Here is a 23,555-nt window from a genome sequence, read left to right as displayed (position 1 = left end):
CAAAAAAAGATGCCGAATGGGCATCTTTTTTTAGGCTAACGCAATATAAATATCCAATTGTGCATGATTTGGGTCTAATGCTCTTTCGTCGTAAAGCTCGAAGTCTGTTGTGAAGGTACGTTTATTTTCTTTCGACCATTGCCAAATATATTCCCAAGCTTCGCAAACGACTTCAGCAACTGGTCCCTTTCTCGTTGTAAATACCGCATATGTAGCAGCAGGTATTGTTAAAGTTGTCATATTTTCAGGAACGTCTTCTAATGAAGAAACGGGCGTACCGATTGTGAATGTATATGTACCAGTTTCATCTGATTCGTAGTTTGAGTAGAAAGCGAATGTTTCTTTCGTTTTTTGATTTGGGATGTGATGCATCATTTGTTCTTGAAAGTATTTGTTCCAAAGCCCGGGGATTTTTCCTTCAGGAGATGCCTCTATTTCATTAGTTGTCGTAACCGAAACGCCGATTGCTTGGAAAGCTTCTTTTTTTACGATAATGGGTTCGTTTATCATTACAAATTCCTCCTTTAAAATAAGAACATACGTTCTTTAATAATATAATATATTTTTACATGTAACGGTTATTGTTTTTTGAAAATTTTAATCATAAACAACAAACTGAAATAACTAAAAAATGGTAAAAATTCTATTGTATGTATGAATAGGTTAGGGAGTATGTTAAGATTTTTATGTATCCTTTAACTGTTATATAAGCCTATGCAGTAGAACGTTTTTACTATATTAAAAATGGTAAAGGTTTGTATAAGTGTCCGATATATATATGCTATTTTTGATAAATTAAAATAGTAATATTCTATGAGATTTATATTGTTGACATTGGGATTTCAACGATACATTTTCGTAGGTCGGATTGTTGCGAGTGGATATATATTGCTATGTATACGGCTACGAAATTAAGTAGACGGATAGCAAGTATATAGAAAGGAGAAAGGTAGAAAATATGAAGCAAGTATTGAAGTGTTTTAATGTCGTAACGATGATCACACTTCTCCTATCCATCATATTGCCTTCACCCAGTGCTTTTGCTACAGAGATAAATAAAAAAAGCTGGGATGAGCTACAAGGAAATGATGTGAAAATTAAGGCAGAGCAAGTAAATGCTGAAATATATAAGGGAGAAGTAGCAGAGAGGGAGCACGTATTTCAATATACGATTGAAAATACGGGAGCTACACCAATTCAAGAATTGGTGCTTAAACAAAATAATGAAAATGAAATTACGTTCCCTTCGCAATCTGTGAAAGTAAACGGAGAGAAGTTACCTGAAAATAAGGTAGCGGATTTCTATGTAGAGGAAAAAGATAAGGGAGGAAAGGTTCTTTCTTCTAATCTTAAAATTAAAGATTTAAAATCACATGAAAAAATGACTGTGTTAATAAAAGCTCGTCGTGCACAACATTTTAATAATGAGTATAAGCAAAAAATTAGTGTGCAAAAGGATCAACTACAAATAGGGAACATGTCTGTAGATGTTGAGGGAATCCCTTCTGAAGAAAAGGTAGCAGCTAATGCCGATGAGGAGGCTGACAGTAGTAAGAAAGAAGTTGGCCCATCAGCTAATAATACAATTAAAAAAGTTGATGAAAAGCTAAAAGTATCTGTAGAAGATAAAAATAACCCTACATCAAAAACAGAACCACCAAAACAACCAGTAACCGAGGCTGAGAAACTAGAAAAAGAAGCGGAAAATCAGAGCGATGCAAAAGTACAAGCTGCATCAGAGAATGCTTCGAAGGTTCAAATGCAAACAGGGGATAAGCAAGGATTTGGAGATCCACTGTATTCTACAATTACTGCTGGTAATTTAGTACAGACTGGTAATGTAACACTTGGTTTGACGACCGATCATTATGGCAGACAAAGTATGGGTTATAAAACGAATAAAATGACTGTGGACGTTGATAACGATGATAGTACTTTTAATTCGTCAACAGGTGCATTTCCTAATATTCCTGCCGGAAGTAAAGTGAAAAAGGCTTACTTATTCTGGACAGCAGCAATGGGGTTACCAGGAAATATTGCTGATAGAAAGGTTACCGAGGATCAAGTAAGGCAACCAGTCAAAATGAAAATGGGAAATAAAGAATATGCAGATGTAACTGCTGATAGCATACGAAAAGCGGATAGCTTACCTTTTATTTCTAATTACTCAGGTGCTGGTGCTGGTTATGTTGCATATGCGGATGTAACAAATGTAATTGCGCAGCAAGGGATTTCTCAAACTTTGACAGTTGCAAATGTGCCACAAATTAAAGATGTAACAGGTGGCGGCTATTACTGGGGTAACTGGAATCTTATATTAGTTTATGAAAACTATAAAGAAACAGTAAAAGACATGAAGATTTGGGAAGGGCTAGTCTCTCAAAAAAGTACAGCCTGGACAGATATTAGTGTTAATAAAATAAATACACCCAAAGAAGGTACTTTTAAGGCGAAATTTAGTTATTTTTCATCGCAAGGTGATCCAGCTGAGAAAGATGGATATGCATATGATTATGGAGAATATGATTTTGGTGCTGGATATATAAAGATAAAAAATATTAACGGTAAAGATAATGATGCGAATGATTCGTCTATGACAGAAGTACAAGTAGACGGTACTAACGAGTTTGTTACGAAAAAATATCCAGGATATAATCCGGATTGGACGAATTCATTCAGTACTGACATTCATACGTATCATCTTGAAGGACCGAATCAAGTAAAAAATGATTTAAAAGAAGCAAAAATGCGTTTTAGAGCAAATAGTGGCTATGGTGATATTTACGTATTAAATAACGCTACATTTGTTACAGAACATAATGCTCCAAACTTACAAGTTGATAAAAAGGCGTTAGATAGTGCCGGAAAAGAAATTAAGGACATTAAAGCTGGTGAAGAGTTTACGTATCAAATTGAAGTGAAAAATGATACGAAAAATAACCAAGCACCTGTATCTAATGTAAAAGGTTTTGATAAATTAGATGATCGTTTAGAGTATGTTCCGGAATCTATACAATATATTTCTGGAAGTAATAAAGGAAATAAAACAGATAATGCAAGCGATGATGAAGCAGAGTTTGTAAATAATCAAATTGATTTCCGTATGGGTGAAGGGGCAGATGCTAAAGACGGCGGTGTTTTAAAACCTGGTGAGAGTGCTATTATTACATTTAAAGTAAAAGTGAAAGCTTCTGTACAATCAGATACAACAATAAAAAATATCGTTGCGGTAAAGGGAAAAGATAGTACCGAGGTAAATTATGAAACTGCAGATGATGCAAATGTTACGGTTACGCTTCCAAAAGAAGTTCCGGGAGAAATAGAGGCGAGAAAAATAGCTTCTAATAAAACACCGAAGTTAGGTGATGAAGTAGAGTATCGTATTACATTTAAAAATACGGTAAAAGATGGACGTCTAGATGTATTGACAATTGAAGACGAATTACCAAGTAGTCTTGAATACGTGAAAGATAGCTTGAAAGCAGAAGGTGCAAAACCAGAGCCAGTAGAGCTGAAGTTTGAAAATGGTAAAGTAATTGCAAAGTATCCAGAAATTATGGATATGGAAGAAAGAAGTATCGTCTTTAAAACAAAAGTAAAAGAAACTGCAAAAATTGGTGAAGAAATTGTTAATAAAGCAACCGTTAGTGATAAAACAAATCCACCAAAGGATTTAGAAGAGAAGATTACACCACAGCATAAGTCCGGTAAAATTGCTGCAAAGAAAAAAGCAACAAATAAAAAGCCGAAGCTAGGAGAAGAAATTGAATATCAAATTAGCTTCCAAAATACGGTGGAAAACGGAAAACTAGATGCAGTTACAATAGAAGATGAAATTCCAGCTAACTTAGAATTTGTTCAAGGCAGTGAGAGAGCTGAAGGTGCTGAACCAAATCCAGTAGAGTTAAAAGTAGAAAATGGTAAGGTAATCGCAAAATATCCAGAGATTACGGATACAAAAGAGCGAAGCATTGCCTTTAAAGTGAAAGTAAAAGAAGAGGCAAAAGCCGGAGAAACGATCGTTAATAAAGCGGTTGTGAGTGAGCCGAATGGACAAACTGAGCATCCAGAAGAAAAGATTACGCCGGATTATAAATACGGTAAAGTGGATGTTGAAAAAAGCGTAACGAATCAAACACCAAAACTAGGAGAAGAAGTGGAATACCGAATTACATTTTATAATACGGTAGAAAACGGAAAACTAGAAAAGGTGCTAGTAGAAGATACACTACCTAAAGGTGTTGAATACGTGAAAGATAGTTTGAAAGCTGAAGGTATAAAACCAGAGCCAGTAGAACTAAAAGTGGAAGACGGCAAAGTAATGGCAAAGTATCCAGAAATTACGGATACAGAAAAAAGAAGTATTGTTTTTAAAGTGAAAGTAAAAGATTCGGCAAAAGTAGGGGAGGCAATCGTAAATAAAGCAATTGCAAAAGATCCGAAAAATGAGCCTGTTGAATCAAAGGTTGTTATTACACCGCAAAGTAAAAAAGGTGAAATTGCTGCTACAAAGGTAGTTAATAATAAGAAGCCAAAGTTAGGCGAAGAAATCGAGTATCGGATTAGTTTTCATAATACGGTTGAGAACGGAAAACTTGAAGAGGTGCGAGTGGAAGATACAATTCCAAAAGGTCTTGAATATGTAGAAAATAGCATCAAGGCCGAAGGAGAAGCACCTGGACCAGTAGAATTAGCTGTTGAAAATGGGATAGTCAAAGCTAAGTATATCGATATTATGGATATGAAAGAAAGAAGTATCGTCTTTAAAGTAAAGGTGAAGGAAGAAGCAAAAGTAGATAAAGAGATTGTCAATAAAGCAATTGTTGATGATACGAAAAATCCACCGATTGAGCCGGAGGAAAGAATTACTCCGCAACATAAGGATGGAATAATTGATTCGAAGAAGACAGTAGATAATCCATCACCAAAACTAGGAGAAGAAGTAGAATACCGAATTAGCTTTAAGAACACGGTAGAAAACGGAAAACTAGAAAAGGTAATAATAGAGGATACAATTCCTAACGGTTTAGAGTATGTAAAAGGCAGTGAAAAGGCTGAAGGTGATAAACCAGCTCCATTAAAGTTAAGTGTGAAAGATGGAAAAGTCATTGCTGAATACGAAAATATTACGGATATGAAAGAAAGAAGTATTGTCTTTAAGGTAAAGGTAAAGGTGAAGGAAGAAGCGGAAGTAGGTAAGGAAATCATCAATAAGGCAATTGTGGATGATATGAAACATCCGAAAGAACCAGAAGCAAAAATCACACCATTACACAAAGATGGAAAAATTAAAGCGAAGAAAAGCGTAAATAATGAAACACCGAAGTTAGGAGAAGAAGTAGAATACCGAATTAGTATGAAAAACACGGTTAAGTACGGAAAGCTAACAGACGTGATAATAGAGGATACTTTACCAGAAGGTTTAGAGTATGTAGAAAATAGTTTGAAAGCAGAAGGTATCGGAACAGATTCAGTAGAGCTGAAATTTGAAAACGGTAAGGTAATGGCAAAATATCCAGAAATTATGGATACAGAAGAAAGAAGTATCGTTTTTAAAGTGAAAGTAAAAGAAGGAGTAACAGTCGGTAAAAAAATCATTAATAAAGCAACTATTGATGATTCGCAAAATAAGCCAGTTAATCCGACTGCGGAAATTATTCCTCAGTATAAAGATGGAAAACTTGAAGCGAAAAAGATGGTAAATAATGAAACGCCGAAGTTAGGAGAAGAAGTGGAATACCGAATCAGCTTTAAAAATACGGTAGAACATGGAAAGCTAACAGAGGTAAAGATAGAAGATGATTTACCAAATGGATTAGAGTATGTGAAAGATAGTGTAAAAGTAGAAGGTTCTAAGCCAGATCCAGTGGAATTGAAATTTGAAAACGGTAAGGTAATGGCAAAGTATCCTGAGATTACAGATACAAAAGAGAGAAGTATTACCTTTAAAGTGAAAGTAAAAGGTAAAGTGAGCGATTCAATTGTTAATGAAGCGATTGTGAGCGATACGAAACATCCGCCAGAAACACCGACAGCAGAAATTATTCCGCAACATAAAGACGGAAAAGTGAAAGCGAAGAAGACGGTAAATAATGAAACGCCGAAGTTAGGAGAAGAAGTAGAATACCGAATTAGTTTTAAAAACACGGTAGAAGACGGAAAACTAGCAGAGGTGAAAATAGAAGATACTTTACCCGAAGGTTTAGAGTACGTAGAAAACAGTGTGAAAGCAGAAGGTTCTAAGCCGGATCCAGTAGAATTGAAATTTGAAAATGGTAAGGTAATGGCGAAGTATCCAGAGATTACGGATACAGAAGAAAGAAGTATCACTTTTAAAGTGAAAGTAAAAGATGAAGTGAAAGTCGGTAAAAAAATCGTCAATAAAGCAATTATTGATGATACGAAAAATGAGCCAGAAACACCGACGGCAGAAATTACTCCACAGCATAAAGATGGAAAAGTGGAAGCGAAGAAAACGGTAAATAATGAAACACCGAAGTTAGGAGAAGAAGTGGAATACCGAATTAGCTTTAAAAATACGGTAGAAAACGGAAAGCTAGCAGAGGTAACAATAAAAGATGATTTACCAAATGGATTAGAGTATGTGAAAGATAGTTTACGAGCAGAAGGTTCTAAGCCAGATCCGGTAGAACTGAAAGTGAAAGATGGAAAAGTAATCGCAAAATATCCAGAAATTATGGATACAGAAGAAAGAAGTATCGTCTTTAAAGCGAAAGTAAAAGAAGAATTTAAGGTTGGTGAAGGCATTGTCAATAAAGTAGTTGTTGATGATACAAAAGATCCAACAACTTCAGAAGTAACAATTACGCCAGAATATAAAGACGGTAAGCTTAAAGCAGAGAAATTTGTAAACAATAAAAAACCGAAATTAGGAGAAGAAGTAGAATACCGAATTAGTTTTAAAAACACGGTAGAAAACGGAAAACTAGTAGAGGTTACAGTAGAAGATGAAATTCCAGCTGGATTAGAGTACGTGGAGAACAGTTTACAAGCAGAAGGTTCTAAACCAAGTCCGGTAGAATTGAAATTTGAAAACGGCAAGGTAATGGCAAAGTATCTAGAAATTGCGGATACAAAAGAAAGAAGTATTATTTTTAAAGTGAAAGTAAAAGAAGAGGCAGAAATAGGCAAGGAGATTGTTAATAAAGCAATCGTAGTAGATACAAAAAATGAGCCAGAAGAGCCTCGTGTGGAAATTACTCCGCAATATAAAGATGGTAAAATTGCTGCGCAGAAAGTAGCAAATAATCATAAACCGAAACTAGGAGAAGAAGTAGAATACCGAATTAGTTTTAAAAACACGGTAGAAAACGGAAAACTAGTAGAGGTAAATATAAAGGATACATTACCAAATGGTTTAGAGTATGTAGAAGGCAGCATCACAGCAGAAGGTTCTAAACCGAAACCAGTAGAGCTACAGGTGAAAAATAATAAGGTAATGGCAAAGTATCCAGAAATTACAGATACAGAGGAAAGAAGTATTGTCTTTAAAGCGAAGGTAAAAGAAAGCGTAAAAGTGGGAGAAGAAATCGTAAATGAGGCAATTATAGATGATACAAAGAATCTGCCAGAAGAGCCTTATGTACCGATTACACCACAATATAAAGATGGGAAAATTGAGGCAAGAAAAGAAGTAAGTAATCATGAACCGAAGTTAGGTGAGGAAATCGAATATCGAATTATTTTTAATAATACGGTGAAAGATGGAAAACTAGCAGAGGTAAAAATAGAAGATGAAATTCCAGCTGGATTAGAGTTTGTAGAAGGAAGCGAAAAGGCTGAAGGTGAAGAGCCAAAACCAGTGGAGTTGAAAGTAGAAAATGGTAAGGTAATGGCAAAGTATTCAGAGATTATGGATACGAAAGAAAGAAGTATCGTCTTTAAAGTGAAGGTGAAAGATTCAGTTGCAATAGGTAAAGACATCACAAATAAAGCGATTATCCATGTTGATGATCCGAACCATCCAGTAATTGATCCGACAGCAAAAATTACACCGCAATATAAAGACGGTAAAATTGCTACTCATAAAAAGGTGAATAATCATAAACCGAAGCTAGGGGAAGAAATCGAATACCGAATTTCATTTAATAATACGGTGAAAGATGGAAAACTGGCAGAGGTGAAAATTGAGGATGAAATTCCGTCTGGTTTAGAGTATGTGAAAGATAGTCTAAAAGCAGAAGGTGATAAGCCAGCACCAGTAGAGTTGAAAGAAGAAGCTGGTAAGGTTAGTGCGAAGTATGAAAATATCACTGACATGAAAGAAAGAAGCATTATCTTTAAAGTGAAGGTGAAAGATTCTGTTGAAGTGGACAAAGCAATTGTAAATAAAGCAATTGTTGATGATACAAAAAATCCACCAGAGCGACCAGAAGTAGAAATTACCCCGCAGCATAAAGACGGTAAAGTTAAAGCTGATAAAAAGGTAAATAAAAAAGATCCAAAGCTAGGAGAAGAAGTAGAGTACCGAATTAGTTTTAAAAATACGGTAGAAAACGGAAAACTAGCAGAAGTGAAAATTGAGGATCAATTACCAACTGGTTTAGAGTATGTGAAGGATAGTTTAAAATCAGAAGGTAATGAGCCAGCGCCAGTAGAGTTAAAAGAAGAAGCTGGGAAAATTACAGCGAAGTATGAAAATACTATTGATACAGCTGAGCGTAGTATTATCTTTAAAGTGAAAGTAACGGAAGTAGCAAAAGTCGGTAAGAAAATCGTGAATACGGCAATTGTGGATGATGACAATCCGAAGAATCCGCCGCAAAAACCAGAAGCGATTATTACGCCGGAGTATAAGGACGGAAAACTAAAAGCTGAGAAAACAGTAAATAATCCAGCTCCAAAATTAGGAGAAGAAGTAGAGTATCGAATTACTTTCCGTAACGTAGTAGAGCATGGAAAAGTAGCGAAGGTGAAGATTAAGGATGAATTACCAACTGGCTTAGAGTTTGTAGAAGGTAGTGAAAGAGCCGAGGGAGAGAATCCGAAACCGTTGTATGTGAAAGTGAAAAACGGAATCGTCCTTGCGGAATATCCAGAAATTACGGATATGAAAGAAAGAAGTATCGTCTTTAAAGTGAAAGTGAAAGAAAAAGCTAAAGTAGGCGAAGAGATTGTGAACAAGGCGATTGTGGAAGATACAATAAATCCACCAGAGCAACCGAATATCTCTATTCAGCCTCAATATAAAGATGGTGCATTACAAGCAGAAAAAACAGTAAGTAATCATGAACCAAAGTTAGGAGAAGAAGTAGAATATCGAATTAGCTTTGAAAATACGGTAGAGAACGGAAAACTAACTGAGGTAAAGGTAGAAGATGAAATTCCAGCCGGTTTAGAATACGTAAAAGATAGTATAAAGTCTGATGGGCCGGAACCATATCCGGTGGAACTTAAAGTAGAGAATGGAAAAGTAACAGCAAAGTATCCAGAAATTACGGATACGAAAAAAAGAAGTATCATCTTTAAAGTGAGAGTACAAGAGACGGTACAAGTAGGAAAAGAGATTGTAAACAAGGCGATTGTTGATGATAATAATCCGACGACTCCGCCAGTTGAGTCACTTATACCAATCACACCGCAATATAAAGATGGGAAACTAGAGGCAAGGAAAGAAGTAAGTAATCATGAACCAAAGCTAGGGGAAGAAATTGAATATCGAATTACTTTTAACGGCACAGTAGATGGCGGGAAGTTAGTTGATGTAAAGATTGAAGATGAAATTCCGTCTGGTTTAGAGTATGTGAAAGATAGTCTGGAGGCCGTAGGTGATAAGCCTGTGCCTACAGAACTTAAAGTAGAGAATGGAAAAGTAACAGTGAAGTATCCAGAAATTACGGATACGAAAGAAAGAAGTGTCATCTTTAAAGTAAAGGTAAAAGAAACAGCAAAAGTTGGAGGAGAAATAACAAATAAAGCGATTATTGAAGTGGATGATCCGAAACATCCAGTTATAGAACCGACAGCGAAAATAAAGCCAGAATATAAAGATGGTAAGTTAACAGCAGCGAAGACAGTAAGTAATAAAGAGCCAAAGCTAGGAGAAGAAGTAGAATACCGAATTAGCTTCAAAAATACGGTGGAAAACGGAAAACTAGATGTAGTTACAATAGAAGATGAAATTCCAGCCGGTTTAGAATACGTGCAAGGTAGTATTAGATTTGAAGGGGCTGAGCCAAATCCAATAGAGTTAAAAATGGAGTTTGGAAAAGTAATCGCCAAGTATCTAGAAATTACAGATACGAAAGAACGTAGTATTATTTTTAAAGCGAAGGTAAAAGAAGCGCCGAGTAAAGGGATAACAAATAAAGCAGTAGTGGACGATAAAATAAATCCGCCACTTGAGCCTACAGTTACAATTTTACCGAAAACAAAAGAAGATTTTAAGATACCGGAAGATCCGAAAGAACCGAAGGAGCCAGAAGTGAAACCGGAAGATCCGAAGGAGCCAGAAGTGAAACCAGAAGATCCGAAAGAACCGAAGGAGCCAGAAGTGAAACCGGAAGTAAGATTGGAAAAATTAATTAAAGAGCCGCAAGTAAAAACAGAAAGAGAATTACCGAAAACAGGGGCAGCGTCTCCATGGATGATGTCAGTTGGTGCTGGAATTTCATTCTTAGTTGGCGGAGTATTATTCGTATTAGGTAGAAGAAGAAAACAATAATTTTTTTAGACGAAAAGCACACTGAGTTCGATAGTTTATCGAATTCAGTGTGCTTTCGTGGTATATAAAATAAAAGCTCCTTCCACGTATGGAAGGAGCTTTTATTTCTACATATTAAAACATGCTTGAGCTATGCATTGGTTGAAGTTTTGCATTTGGATCGAAGTAAGCTTTTGCATTGTTTACTGCTGTTGGTGCTTCACCGAAGCCGCAAGCAATGAGTTTTACTTTTCCTTCATATGTACAAATGTCACCAGCAGCGTAAATGCCAGGAATATTTGTTTCCATTTTTGAATTTACAAGGATGCTGTTTTTTTGTATATCTAAGCCCCAGTTTTTAATTGGGCCAAGAGAAGAAACGAAGCCATAGTTTACAATTACGTCATCAACATCGATGATAACTTTTTCTTCAGTTTTTACGTGCTGAAGAACGACTTGTTCAATTTTGTCATCACCAATGAGTTCAACTGGAACATACGGTGTACTTACTTCTGCACGAGAATTCATTAAGTTTTCGACGCTATGTTCATGCGCACGGAATTTATCGCGGCGATGAACGATTGTAACTTTTTCAGCGATCGGTTCTAACATCATTGTCCAATCAACAGCTGAATCGCCGCCGCCAAATACTACGACGCGCTTACCGGCAAATTTATTCATATCATCAACGAAATAATGTAAGTTTTTCTTTTCATACTTTGCTGTACCTTCTAATTCTAAGCGGCGTGGTTGGAAAGCACCATTGCCAGCAGTAATAATAACTGATTTAGAATAGTGAGTTTGCTTATTCGTAACAAGTTTAAATATACCGTCAGCTTGTTTCTCAAGCGTATCGACAGCTTCTTCTAAACAAACGGTTGGGTCAAATTTCTTCATTTGCTCTTTTAAGTTATCAACTAATTCTTGTGCGCGCACTTTTGGGAATCCAGCTACATCATAAATGTATTTTTCAGGGTAGAGTGCGGATAATTGTCCTCCAAGTTGAGGTAAGCTTTCAATGATTTTTACACTTGCTTGTCTCATACCGCCATAAAATGCTGTGAACAGCCCTGTTGGACCACCACCAATAATTGTTATGTCGTAAACTTTTTGATTTTCTGCCACTTTCATTCCCCCTATAGATGGAATTTTGATATTGATTTCATATATTGTTCATATGTACACGAAAATCCTGCAAATGATGACACTTTCAAATAAATGATAGCATATTTGAGTTCATAATACTTCTGAAAACGACTGAATTGTGTGTAAGTTTTCGCATAGGTTCTTTTTTATTGTATAAAATATACAGAAAGGAAAATACATGAAAAAAAGTCTAAAAAACCCTTGAAAACGCTATGTTATTTTAAAATATTGATAATTCTCCAGACGCTTGAATTCTGGAATAAAACCGACTAATATAGGGAAGTATTATGTTAAATTTCTATGACAAAATTCGTACGATTTTTTGACTGCGTTTTGTTATGATATAGAATGTGATAAATTCCACATTCTTGACAAATAGAGTTTTTAGTACTTGGTATTATTTCTCATTACTATTATATAAAGAAAAGGGTTGTGATTTGGTGAAGACTCCAAAAATCGTAGTTTTAGGTGCAGGTTATGGCGGGATGATTACGACTGTTCGTCTGCAAAAAGCATTATCTGTAAATGAAGCTGAAATTACGCTAGTAAACAACAACAGCTATCACTACCAAGCGACTTGGTTACACGAGAGCGCAGCTGGTACATTACAAGATGAAAAAATCTGTCTAGATATTCAAGACGTTATTGATACAAATAAAGTGAACTTTGTACAAGACACAGTAGTAGAAATTAAAGCTGCTGAAAAACGCATTATCTTAAAAGACGGCGAGTTAGAGTATGACTACTTAGTAATTGGTCTTGGTTTCGAATCAGAAACATTCGGAATTACAGGATTAAAAGAGCATGCATTCTCAATCGCTAACATTAATGCAACTCGTGAAATTCGTGAGCATATGGAAGCTAGTTTCTCTAAATATGCAACTGAACAACGCGATGAGTTAGTAACAATCGTTGTTGGTGGTGCTGGATTTACTGGTATCGAGTACGTAGGTGAGCTTGCAAACCGTGTTCCTGAACTTTGCAAAGAGTACAATGTACCACGTGAAAAAGCACGTATCATCTGTGTAGAAGCTGCTCCAACAGCACTTCCAGGTTTCGATCCAGCGTTAGTAGAATACGCTGTAAAACAACTTGAGAAAAAAGGTGTAGAATTCCGCATCGGTACAGCAATTAAAGAAGCAACTGAAGAAGGTATTATCGTTGCGAATGGCGATGACACTGAATTAATTAAGTCTGAAACAGTAGTTTGGGCTGCAGGTGTTCGTGGTAACGGTATTGTGGAAGAGTCTGGATTTGAAGCAATGCGCGGACGTGTAAAAGTTGATGAGTACATGCATGCTCCAGGATACGAAGATGTATTTATGGTTGGTGACGCAGCGTTAATCATTAATGAAGAAATTAACCGTCCATACCCACCAACAGCACAAATCGCAATTCAACAAGGTTACAATATTGCACACAACTTAACTGTATTAGTTCGTGGTAAAGGTGAAATGAAAAAATTCGCATTTGATAATAAAGGATCTGTATGTTCTTTAGGTCATGACGATGCAATGGGCGTTGTTATGGGTAAAAAGTTAACAGGTTGGAAAGCTTCCTTCATGAAGAAAGTAATCGATAACCGTTACCTATTCTTATTAGGTGGACCTTTATTAGTTCTTAAAAAAGGTAAATTAAAGTTCTTTTAATATATAGTAGAAAAAGCAGAAACGGCTAAGAGCTGTTTCTGCTTTTTTCATATTAAAAATATAGTATAATATAAAAAGAAAGAATATTCTGTCCGTTCTGAAAGAGGAGGTTATTACATCATGGAGAAACGAGGGAAGGTATGGCTAGCTGTTAGTGGCCTAGTAGCTACAAAAGATGGCAGGTGGCTATTCGTTAAGAAAAAATACAGTGGATTAAAAGGGAAATGGTCTTTACCGGCTGGTTTTGTAAATGAAGGTGAGACGGTTGATGAAGCTGTGAAACGCGAAGTATTAGAAGAGACAGGCATTGTCGCTCATGTGAAGGGGATCATTGGTGTTCGATCGGGTATTATTCGTAATGAGATTAGTGATAATATGATTATTTTCCTTTTGGAGCCTGAAGGAGAAAATATTATTATACAGGAGAAAGAATTGTCTGAAGTGGCGTTTCTACATCCAGATACGATTGCGGACGATCCAAATACGTCTGTGCTTATTAAGTATTTGTTAGAAAGAAAATCAGAATTACATCTTGAAATGGATAAAACATTAAATCCAGGAGAGCAATTTGGTTATACAGCCTATCACGTATTTACGGCGCATGCGAAGGAGAGGGAGAAAGAGTGAGTATACCGGTACTACTTATTTCAATGATGTTATTTTTTATTTTGTTCTTTGGAATTGGATTTTTACTCAACATGATTTTGCGAGCTACTTGGGTGATGGTTATTGTGTATCCGATTGTTTGTATGCTTATTATTAATAAAGCGAGTATGTGGGATTATTTTTCAAAACCGAAAGAAACATTTTCTTCATTTGGGACAAGTGTATCGCACTTAGGACAAGCAGACGTATTTATTCTATCTACTGGATTAGTAGGGGCTGCTTTAGCAGGAGTCGTAATCAAGAAACTTCGGAAAAGCGGATATCAAATGTTTTAATCTCCAATTAAGTTGGAGATTATTTTTTTGCATATTCCTTCATGGTATAGGGAATGATTAACGATGAAGGAGTGTGGAATATAAAAATGTTAAAACGATATTGTATTCGCATTATGATGACTTGTTTACTTGCAATTGCATTATGCGTAACATGGAATGCTTTCACAGGAGTTTCTTTATTAGAGATTGTAAAGAAGTATGAGGGAACGAGTGCAAAAGAAGTACATGCAGCAGAAGTTAAGAGAAATGTTGCTCCGAGTAAAGAAGTGATAAATGCTTTAGAGCAGGCAAACGACTGGTCTAAATATCGTTCAATTGAAATGACGGCAACAGGTTATACGTCGGGAATTGAATCAACTGGTAAGAGGCCGGGACATCCGGAGTATGGTATTACATATTCAGGTGTTAAGGCGAAAAGGGATTTATATTCCACAATCGCAGCAGACTTACGCGTATTCCCAATTGGAACAATTTTATTCGTACCAGGTTATGGGTATGGTGTAGTAGCAGATAAGGGCGGTGCAATAAAAGGAAACCGTCTTGATTTGTACTATGATACGGTGAAAGATGTTTATAGCCAATGGGGTAAGAAAAAAGTAAATGTGTATGTAGTGAAAGTTGGAAACGGTAAGTTTTCAGAAGAAGAATTAACGATGTTAAATCAAGACGAAACGATGCAGGTGTTTCGGGGGCAATATTTGAAATAGAATATATAGTTGATAGGGCTTCCTTCTGTATTTTTTAGAAACATTAATATAGAGGAGAGCCCTTTATTATTGGTATTTAATAACTGATTTTCAATGTTTAATTTATGTGTTATAATTTTTCCTGTATTAGAAGGAAATTACAATTGAATAGGGAGGGAAAGAAGAGAGTGACAAAATAGAAGCACTCTTATTATTATGAGAGAAGGAACTTTATCTCAACAAAATATAGTTGTATTGTTTTTTAAACAGTTACGCCCGAAACAATGGACTAAAAACTTGCTTGTATTTGCAGCGTTAGTCTTTTCAATAAAACAAGTATCTTTAACTATGGTGGCACAAGCTGCAATTTGTTTTGCGCTATTTTGTGCAATATCTGGCTGTGTCTATATTTTAAATGATTTTATGGATATCGAGGCAGATCGACAGCACCCTGTTAAGCGATATCGACCGATGGCATCGGGGGCATTAAATCCGTACTTTGCTATTACGGCAGGTTGTGTTATTTTAGTAGCGTCTTTAGTAGTTTCATATATACTAAATCCGTTATTATGCTTAGTATTAGCAACCTATTTTATTTTAAATGTAGCGTATTCAATTCGTTTAAAGCACGTTGTAATCATTGATATTTTAATTATTGCATCTGGATTTGTTTTACGAGCATTGGCCGGTGGATTAGTTATTCAAGTGCCATTTACACCGTGGTTTTTATTATGTACATTATTACTGTCACTATTCTTGGCTATTAATAAAAGAAGACATGAATTAGTATTGTTACAGAATAATAAAGGTTCTCATAGAAAAGTATTAGAAAGTTATTCCCCTGCTTTGTTAGACCAATTAAGTACAATTGTTACATCGGCAACTATTGTAACTTATGCTATCTTTACTTTTAATGCAGGGAAAAGTATCTATTTAATGTGGACAATCCCATTTGTAATTTACGGGATTTTTCGTTATTTATATTTAGTTCACATGGAAGATAAAGGTGGAGAACCAGATAAAGTTTTATTAGAGGATCAGCATATTTTAATAACAGTGTTGTTATATGCGATAACAGTTATTATTATACTATTGAACTTTTAATTACTCTATTCGGGTTTACTAAAACGTTTAAGAGGAGAGTCTTAAACGTTTTTTATTTGGAATAAAACAGTTAAGGAGTATAGAGATGCAACAATTTTTGATGATTATTTTATCAGTTGGTATGGGAGTTGTAGGGCAAATTTTATTAAAGTTTGGCGCAATGAAATCACAAAGTTCAGCGGCTGTAGGTATTATGAATTTCATTAACGTACCGAACTTTTTCGGACTAGCTTTTTACGGTTTAAGTGCATTATTATGGATGATTGTGCTGAGAAAGGTTGATTTAAGTTATGCATACCCAATGGTGAGTTTCGGATATGTATTTGTTATTATTGCGTCAGCATTATTATTTGGTGAAACAATCAATTTCATGAAAATTACTGGAATGGTATGTATAGTAGCTGGCATTTTATTTATTGCAAAATCATAGGAGGTAAAGCAATGGGAACATATTTATATTGTGTACTTCCATTTATAGCTTGGGTAGCTTCGGGAGTATTGAAATTTTTAGTGAATTATCTTCGTTCTGGAAAAGATGCTTTTCGTTTAGTTGGAAACGGTGGATTTCCTAGTACGCATACAACGATTTTATCAAGTATGGTCATGACAATAGGGTTTCATGAAGGTTTTAATACGCCGATGTTTGGAATCGGGATGGCAATTTTAACAATTGTTATCATTGATGCCACAGGACTTCGCCGTACAGTTGGTAAACATGCAAAAATGTTGAATAAACATATTAGTTCGAAAGAAGAGAAATTAAGAGAGCGTCAAGGACATCATTGGCATGAAATTTTTGGTGGACTTGTGTTAGGAACAGTTATTGGGTACGTGGCACATCTAATTATGGTATTTCTACCTTAGAGAGGAGAAGAAGCATTGAGTATTTGGAATAATTATAAAGGAAAGGGGATATTAGCCCTTGTCCTTTTCATTTTTTATTGTTCGTTTTATTTTTTCATTGGTTGGAAAATGGATACTCACTCCAAAATTTTGAGTGGGGAGTGGAGTGATACCTATTTTTCTTTTGATCAAGGATATTACATTTTTGGTTTTTTCCTTGAGAGAGGAGAGATAGTAGGGATGAGCTGGTTCCGACATCCATTCCTTTATTATTTTGTTCAAGGATTCATGTGGATACTTGAAACAGTAAAAGTAGGGAATATAGTACACGGTATTATATTCATTCAAGCATTCTTAAGCGCAATTAGTGTAGTGATGATCTATGCATTATGCTGTAAAATTTGTAAGAATGTAATTGTTTCTTTCCTATTAGCGGTTATGTACGGATTTTCAGCTACTATGTTAGTTATTACGTGGACACCGGAATCTTTTATTTATGCAAATTTCACATTGGTACTGATGTGTTTTGTGTGTTATCCATTTATTAATGGGGAAAAAGAAGCAAAAATGGGGTTCAATATTACCAATATATTATTGGCATTAGGAATAACTGGGGTCACTTTAACTAATTCGTTTCTGTGGTTTTTAGGTAGTGTAATGAGTTATAAAAAATTGCAGAAAAAAATTATTTGGACTAGTATTTCTATTGTTATTGTCGTGATTACGTTTGTTTTAGTAATGAACGCAAATAATGTAGTTCTTATCGAGGCAGTGAAGTCTAGTATGGGCTTTACGCAAGAACAGAGTTTTTCACCAGAATACGTCAAACCAGTAGGTATATTGATGTTTCATCTATTATTAGGATCTTCCTTTATCTTTGGTAAATTTTCAGAAGTACCATTGCGAGTAGGAAGTGAAGTTGCACATTTGAACCTTCTTCCTTCACATACTATAATCGGTTGGATTGTAGTTGTATCCGTGTATGCTTTTATATTGGTAGTTGTATGGAAAAACTTTTTAAAAGAACCTTTTGTAAGGTTTTTAAGTTTATGTTTACTATTTAATATTGTTTTACATGGAATTGTTGGCTTTGGAGCATCTGAAGCATTTATTTATGGGGCACATATGGTATTTACAATACCTTTATTATTGGCATATGGCTTTAAAGTGATGAGACGTATAAAAGTAGTCGGTTTATGTATAATATTACTATTAATATTAATAAATAATTTTGAGAGTATGTTATATTTCTATCATTTTGCAGTCTCGAACTACTCTTTATAATAAAATAGATTTTTAATAAAAGGGTACTTTAGATAGGATGTCTAAAGTACCCTTTTATTATTCCTTAAAAATAGATACAAAATAAAAGTCCGAATTATCGCATTTTAGAAAAAATATAGTTATAATAAAAATAGAGAAATTTAGGGGGTCTGAACATGTTTCAAGTACAAAAAGAATTAGCAGGTCATGAAGCGGTAATTGTTGCTTTATTTGAAGAAGAGAAAATGAGTAGTTTTGTACAAGAACTGGACAAAGCGTTTGAAGGGCAATTACAAGTTTTACTAGAAGAGAAAGAATTATCTACGAAGAAAAAGGCCATTTCAAAAGTACATAGCTTAGGGAAAACAAATGTGAAACGTTATTACTTTGTTGGTTTAGGAAAGAAGGAATCTTACACGACAGAAACGTTACGTGTGGCTCTTGGTAAAGCGTTTAAAACACTGCAAGCAGCAAAAGTACAAGATGCAGCAATCTTACTTGATTCTTTCGTAACAGAGAAATTAGACGCGATTGATGTCGCTCATATTGTAGCAGAGGTACAAGGCCTTGGTACATATGAATTACAAACGTATAAATCAGATAAAAAGGATCGTGTAGAGTTAGAGAAGTTCACGGCTATTACAGCGGAAGATGCACAAGAAATTGAAGCCGCATTAACAGTTGGCTACGTACATGGACGTGCAACAAATTCAGCTCGTACACTTGTAAATATGCCGCCAAACGTATTAACAGCGACAAAGCTTGCTGAGTATGCTGTTGAATTAGCGGAGAAGTATGATATGGACTATAAAGTTCTTGAGAAAGAAGAAATGGAAGACCTTGGTATGGGTGCGTTACTTGCAGTAAACCAAGGTAGTGTAGAGCCACCAAAAATGATCGCTCTTATTTATAAAGGAAAAGAAGAGTGGACAGATGTCATTGGGTTCGTTGGAAAAGGTATTACATACGATACAGGTGGTTATTCTTTAAAACCACGTGAAGGCATGGTTGGTATGAAAGGTGATATGGGCGGTGCAGCTGCTGTATTAGGTGCGATGGAAATTATCGGTGAACTTCGCCCAGAACAAAATGTGATCGCTGTTATTCCTTCAACTGATAACGTTGTAAGTGGTACGGCATTTAAGCCAGACGATGTAATCACATCTATGAGCGGAAAAACAATTGAAGTATTAAATACGGATGCAGAAGGTCGTCTAGCTTTAGCTGACGGTATTACGTATGCGAAAAAACTTGGTGCAAACTATCTTGTTGATGTTGCAACATTAACAGGCGGTGTAATTGTTGCACTTGGAAACTATACGACAGGCGCAATGACAAATAATGAAGAGTTATTTGAGCAAGTGCTAGAGGCTTCTATGGAAACAGATGAGCCAATTTGGCAACTACCGATTTTTGATCGTGATAAAGAACGCGTTCGAAACAGCAAGTTTGCTGATTTAAATAACTCACCAGGCCGTGAAGGACATGCGGTTATGGCAGGTACATTCTTAGGCGAATTCGCTGAAGATACACCGTGGGTACACTTAGATATCGCTGGAACATCAGAAACAAAAGGCGCGCACGACTTAGGTCCAGCTGGAGCAACTGGTGCAATGGTACGTACACTTGCAACACTTGTGGAGCGTTTTGGAGAAGAATAATTTTTTGAAGAAAAGGCTGTCTCAAATTTTTGAGGCAGCCTTTTTTATTGGTATTTAATAGTTGATTTTCAATGTTATACTTATGTGATATAATCTTTCCTGTATTAGAAGTAAATAACAATTGAATAGGGAGGGAAAGAAGAGAGTGACAAAATAGAAGCACTCTTATTATTATGAGGGAAGGAACTTTATCTCAACAAAATATAGTTGTATTGTTTTTTAAACAGTTACGCCCGAAACAGTGGACTAAAAACTTGCTTGTATTTGCAGCGTTAGTCTTTTCGATAAAACAAGTATCTTTAACTATGGTGGCACAAGCTGCAATTTGTTTTGCACTATTTTGTGCAATATCTGGCTGTGTCTATATTTTAAATGATTTTATGGATATTGAGGCAGATCGACAACACCCTGTTAAGCGATATCGACCGATGGCATCGGGTGCATTAAATCCGTATTTTGCTATTACGGCAGGTTGTGTTATTTTAGTAGCGTCTTTAGTAGTTTCATATATACTAAATCCGTTATTATGCTTAGTATTAGCAGTCTATTTTATTTTAAATGTAGCGTATTCAATTCGTTTAAAGCATGTTGTAATCATTGATATTTTAATTATTGCATCTGGATTTGTTTTACGAGCATTGGCCGGTGGATTAGTTATTCAAGTGCCATTTACACCGTGGTTTTTATTATGTACATTATTACTGTCACTATTCTTGGCCATTAATAAAAGAAGACATGAATTAGTATTGTTACAGAATAATAAAGGTTCTCATAGAAAAGTATTAGAAAGTTATTCTCCTGCTTTGTTAGACCAATTAAGTACAATTGTTACGTCGGCAACTATTGTAACTTATGCTATCTTTACTTTTAATGCAGGGAAAAGTATCTATTTAATGTGGACAATCCCATTTGTAATTTACGGGATTTTTCGTTATTTATATTTAGTTCACATGGAAGATAAAGGTGGAGAACCAGATAAAGTTTTATTAGAGGATCAGCATATTTTAATAACAGTGTTGTTATATGCGATAACAGTTATTATTATACTATTGAACTTTTAATTACTCTATTCGGGTTTGTTAAAACGTTTAAGAGGAGTGTCTTAAACGTTTTTTATTTGGAATAAAACATTTTTTGAATATAAACAGTTAAGGAGTATAGAGATGCAACAATTTTTGATGATTATTTTATCAGTTGGTATGGGAGTTGTAGGGCAAATTTTATTAAAGTTTGGCGCAATGAAATCACAAAGTTCAGCGGCTGTAGGTATTATGAATTTCATTAACGTACCGAACTTTTTCGGACTAGCTTTTTACGGTTTAAGTGCATTATTATGGATGATTGTGCTGAGAAAGGTTGATTTAAGTTATGCATACCCAATGGTGAGTTTCGGATATGTGTTTGTTATTATTGCATCAGCATTATTATTTGGTGAAACAATCAATTTCATGAAAATTGCTGGAATGGTATGTATAGTAGCTGGCATTTTATTTATTGCAAAATCATAGGAGGTAAAGCAATGGGAACATATTTATATTGTGTACTTCCATTTATAGCTTGGGTAGCTTCGGGAGTATTGAAATTTTTAGTGAATTATCTTCGTTCTGGAAAAGATGCTTTTCGTTTAGTAGGAAATGGTGGATTTCCTAGTACGCATACAACGATTTTATCAAGTATGGTCATGACAATAGGGTTTCATGAAGGTTTTAATACCCCGATGTTTGGAATCGGGATGGCAATTTTAACAATTGTTATCATTGATGCCACAGGACTTCGCCGTACAGTTGGTAAACATGCAAGAATGTTGAATAAACATATAAGTTCGGAAGAAGAAAAATTAAGAGAGCGCCAAGGACATCATTGGCATGAGATTTTTGGTGGACTTGTGTTAGGAACAGTTATTGGGTATGTAGCACATCTAATTATGGTATTTCTACCTTAGAGAGGAGAAGAAGTATTGAGTATTTGGAATGGTTATAAAGGAAAGGGGATATTAGCCCTTGTCCTTTTCATTTTTTATTGGTCATTTTATTTTTTTATCGGTTGGAAAATGGAAAACGACTCTAAGATTTTAACAGCTTCCTGGTATGACATGTATTTTTCTTTTGATCAGGGTTATTACATTTTAAGTTTTTTCTTGGCTAAAATACCAATTGCAGATGAAGTGTTGTTTCGACATCCATTTTTAAATTTTTTAACTGAGGAAATAGCAACAGTGGTATCATCACTAGGTGTAAAAAATGTAGTGCAAGGTATTATATTTTTCCAAGCATTCTTAAGTACGATAAGTGTAGTCATGATTTACATGTTATGTTGTAAAATTTGTAAGAATGTAATTGTTTCTTTCCTATTAGCGGTTATGTACGGATTTTCAGCTACTATGTTAGTTATTACGTGGACACCGGAATCTTTTGTTTATGCCAATTTCACATTGGTACTGATGTGCTTTGTATGTTATCCGTTTATTACAGGAGAAAAAGAAGCGAAAGCAGGATTCAGCGTTGCTAATATGTTATTGGCAATAGGAATAACGGGAGTTACATTAACAAATTCGTTTATGTGGTTTTTAGGTAGTGTAATGAGTTATAAAACATTAAAGAAAAGAATCATTTGGACTGGTATTTCTATCATTGTGGTCGTTCTTCTTTTCGTATTAGTGATTATAGAAAATAACATATCACTTATTGATGTGATCAATACTAATATTAAATTTACAGAGAAACAAGGTTTTTCAGAGGAATATGTAGGGTCTAAGTATATACTAGCATTTCATTTAGTATTAGGATCTTCATTCATCTTTGGATCATTCTCGGAAGTTACTTTAAGACAAGGTGAGCAATTCGCACAATTAAATATGCTTCCATCGCATACTATGATCGGATGGATTGTGATTGTATCTGTGTATGCTTTTATAATAGTAGCTGTATGGAAAAACTTTAGAAAAGAACCTTTTGTAAGGTTTTTAAGTTTCTGTTTACTATTTAATATTGTTTTACATGGAATTATTGGTTTTGGGGCATCTGAAGCATTTATTTATGGTGCACATATGCTGTTTACAATACCGTTATTATTGGCATATGGTTTTAAAGTGATGAGACGTGTAAAAGTAGTTGCTTTATGTTTAATATTAATATTAATAATTATAAATAATTTTGAAAGTATGCTATATTTTTACCATTTTGCAGTCTCCAATTATTCTTTATAATAAAATAGATTTTTAATAAAAGGGTACTTTAGATAGGATGTCTAAAGTACCCTTTTTTACTATTTCTTAAAAATAGATACAAAATAATAGCCGGAAGTGTAGCATTTTAGAAAAAATATAGTTGTTATGAAAGAGGTCTAAACATGTTTTGAGTACAAAAAGAGTTAGCAAGACATGAAGTGATAATTATTGTACTTAGATATCGCTGTGTGCACATAATTTATGGGGCAGTTCCAGCAATGGGTAGGTAATTCGTATACTTTTCGAGCATTTTGTAGAAGAATAATTTTTTGAAGAAAAAGCTGTCTCAAATTTTGGAGACAGCCTTTTTTATTGATATAGTAGGTATATTTGTTGGTAATTCGATATAACTTCATTTACTACCGCGCTGTTC

General features: G+C 35.0%; 16 protein-coding genes. 14 read left to right on the top strand and 2 right to left on the bottom strand.

Annotated elements, in window-relative coordinates:
* Positions 1 to 30: 30 nt before the first annotated feature.
* Positions 31 to 510 carry a GyrI-like domain-containing protein gene (locus ACTL4X_RS24930; RefSeq protein ID WP_086692130.1) on the bottom strand — a complete coding sequence of 160 codons (480 nt, stop codon included), beginning with the start codon at positions 508 to 510 and terminating at the stop codon, positions 31 to 33.
* Between the two features lie 448 nt (positions 511 to 958).
* Between ACTL4X_RS24930 and ACTL4X_RS24925 the strand changes: the two genes are divergently transcribed.
* A complete protein-coding gene (locus ACTL4X_RS24925; protein ID WP_086692127.1) occupies positions 959 to 10,684 on the top strand; it encodes an isopeptide-forming domain-containing fimbrial protein in 9,726 nt (3,241 codons plus the stop codon).
* Between the two features lie 114 nt (positions 10,685 to 10,798).
* Here ACTL4X_RS24925 and ACTL4X_RS24920 read toward each other — a convergent pair whose 3' ends face one another.
* Positions 10,799 to 11,788 (bottom strand): NAD(P)/FAD-dependent oxidoreductase, encoded by a 990-nt coding sequence (locus ACTL4X_RS24920; RefSeq protein WP_000829785.1) that lies wholly within the window; start codon positions 11,786 to 11,788, stop codon positions 10,799 to 10,801.
* Between the two features lie 461 nt (positions 11,789 to 12,249).
* Here ACTL4X_RS24920 and ACTL4X_RS24915 point away from each other — a divergent pair, with 461 nt between their 5' ends.
* The 13 genes from ACTL4X_RS24915 (at position 12,250) to ACTL4X_RS24855 (ending at position 23,161) form a co-directional block, all read left to right on the top strand.
* A complete protein-coding gene (locus tag ACTL4X_RS24915; protein WP_000856612.1) occupies positions 12,250 to 13,458 on the top strand; it encodes an NAD(P)/FAD-dependent oxidoreductase in 1,209 nt (402 codons plus the stop codon).
* Between the two features lie 120 nt (positions 13,459 to 13,578).
* Complete coding sequence (locus ACTL4X_RS24910; RefSeq protein ID WP_086692124.1) at positions 13,579 to 14,085, top strand: NUDIX hydrolase; 507 nt, start codon at positions 13,579 to 13,581, stop codon at positions 14,083 to 14,085.
* The gene (locus ACTL4X_RS24905) at positions 14,082 to 14,399 is read left to right on the top strand and encodes a YuiB family protein (RefSeq protein WP_000027016.1); all 318 of its coding nucleotides are present in this window, start codon (positions 14,082 to 14,084) and stop codon (positions 14,397 to 14,399) included. The genes ACTL4X_RS24910 and ACTL4X_RS24905 overlap by 4 nt, the downstream gene beginning before the upstream one ends.
* 86 nt (positions 14,400 to 14,485) lie before the next feature.
* Positions 14,486 to 15,106, top strand: a complete 621-nt coding sequence (locus tag ACTL4X_RS24900; RefSeq protein WP_002204854.1) for a 3D domain-containing protein — start codon at positions 14,486 to 14,488, stop codon at positions 15,104 to 15,106.
* Between the two features lie 195 nt (positions 15,107 to 15,301).
* Positions 15,302 to 16,189, top strand: a complete 888-nt coding sequence (locus tag ACTL4X_RS24895) for a decaprenyl-phosphate phosphoribosyltransferase (RefSeq protein ID WP_121868784.1) — start codon at positions 15,302 to 15,304, stop codon at positions 16,187 to 16,189.
* Between the two features lie 85 nt (positions 16,190 to 16,274).
* On the top strand, positions 16,275 to 16,619 hold the full coding sequence (locus ACTL4X_RS24890) for an EamA family transporter (protein WP_086691816.1): 345 nt from the start codon (positions 16,275 to 16,277) through the stop codon (positions 16,617 to 16,619).
* Between the two features lie 11 nt (positions 16,620 to 16,630).
* Positions 16,631 to 17,053 (top strand): divergent PAP2 family protein, encoded by a 423-nt coding sequence (locus ACTL4X_RS24885; RefSeq protein ID WP_000537663.1) that lies wholly within the window; start codon positions 16,631 to 16,633, stop codon positions 17,051 to 17,053.
* A gap of 15 nt (positions 17,054 to 17,068) precedes the next feature.
* Positions 17,069 to 18,316 (top strand): DUF6080 domain-containing protein, encoded by a 1,248-nt coding sequence (locus ACTL4X_RS24880; protein ID WP_071740797.1) that lies wholly within the window; start codon positions 17,069 to 17,071, stop codon positions 18,314 to 18,316.
* 155 nt (positions 18,317 to 18,471) lie between these two features.
* Positions 18,472 to 19,956 (top strand): cytosol aminopeptidase, encoded by a 1,485-nt coding sequence (gene pepA, locus ACTL4X_RS24875; RefSeq protein WP_086692533.1) that lies wholly within the window; start codon positions 18,472 to 18,474, stop codon positions 19,954 to 19,956.
* Positions 19,957 to 20,129: 173 nt separating this feature from the next.
* A complete protein-coding gene (locus ACTL4X_RS24870) occupies positions 20,130 to 21,017 on the top strand; it encodes a decaprenyl-phosphate phosphoribosyltransferase (RefSeq protein WP_001206694.1) in 888 nt (295 codons plus the stop codon).
* A 102-nt stretch (positions 21,018 to 21,119) separates the two neighbouring features.
* On the top strand, positions 21,120 to 21,464 hold the full coding sequence (locus tag ACTL4X_RS24865; protein ID WP_001183889.1) for an EamA family transporter: 345 nt from the start codon (positions 21,120 to 21,122) through the stop codon (positions 21,462 to 21,464).
* Positions 21,465 to 21,475: 11 nt separating this feature from the next.
* Positions 21,476 to 21,898, top strand: coding sequence for a divergent PAP2 family protein (locus ACTL4X_RS24860; RefSeq protein ID WP_000537666.1), 423 nt, complete (start codon positions 21,476 to 21,478; stop codon positions 21,896 to 21,898).
* Between the two features lie 15 nt (positions 21,899 to 21,913).
* Entirely contained in the window at positions 21,914 to 23,161 is a 1,248-nt protein-coding gene (locus ACTL4X_RS24855; RefSeq protein WP_086691991.1) for a DUF6080 domain-containing protein, read from the top strand.
* Positions 23,162 to 23,555 lie beyond the last annotated feature (394 nt).

The organism is Bacillus sp. RE35 (assembly GCF_052146655.1).
Taxonomy (GTDB): domain Bacteria; phylum Bacillota; class Bacilli; order Bacillales; family Bacillaceae_G; genus Bacillus_A; species Bacillus_A cereus.
Note: the sequence above shows the minus strand (reverse complement) of the source record. Positions and strands in the feature narration are given on the sequence as shown.

What these genes read in the sequence shown, in the direction of transcription:
- ACTL4X_RS24930 (WP_086692130.1), bottom strand. Translation starts at nt 510, where the DNA reads ATGATAAACGAACCCATTATCGTAAAAAAAGAAGCTTTCCAAGCAATC.
- ACTL4X_RS24925 (WP_086692127.1), top strand. Translation starts at nt 959, where the DNA reads ATGAAGCAAGTATTGAAGTGTTTTAATGTCGTAACGATGATCACACTT.
- ACTL4X_RS24910 (WP_086692124.1), top strand. Translation starts at nt 13,579, where the DNA reads ATGGAGAAACGAGGGAAGGTATGGCTAGCTGTTAGTGGCCTAGTAGCT.
- ACTL4X_RS24900 (WP_002204854.1), top strand. Translation starts at nt 14,486, where the DNA reads ATGTTAAAACGATATTGTATTCGCATTATGATGACTTGTTTACTTGCA.
- ACTL4X_RS24895 (WP_121868784.1), top strand. Translation starts at nt 15,302, where the DNA reads ATGAGAGAAGGAACTTTATCTCAACAAAATATAGTTGTATTGTTTTTT.
- ACTL4X_RS24890 (WP_086691816.1), top strand. Translation starts at nt 16,275, where the DNA reads ATGCAACAATTTTTGATGATTATTTTATCAGTTGGTATGGGAGTTGTA.
- ACTL4X_RS24885 (WP_000537663.1), top strand. Translation starts at nt 16,631, where the DNA reads ATGGGAACATATTTATATTGTGTACTTCCATTTATAGCTTGGGTAGCT.
- pepA (WP_086692533.1), top strand. Translation starts at nt 18,472, where the DNA reads ATGTTTCAAGTACAAAAAGAATTAGCAGGTCATGAAGCGGTAATTGTT.
- ACTL4X_RS24870 (WP_001206694.1), top strand. Translation starts at nt 20,130, where the DNA reads ATGAGGGAAGGAACTTTATCTCAACAAAATATAGTTGTATTGTTTTTT.
- ACTL4X_RS24865 (WP_001183889.1), top strand. Translation starts at nt 21,120, where the DNA reads ATGCAACAATTTTTGATGATTATTTTATCAGTTGGTATGGGAGTTGTA.
- ACTL4X_RS24860 (WP_000537666.1), top strand. Translation starts at nt 21,476, where the DNA reads ATGGGAACATATTTATATTGTGTACTTCCATTTATAGCTTGGGTAGCT.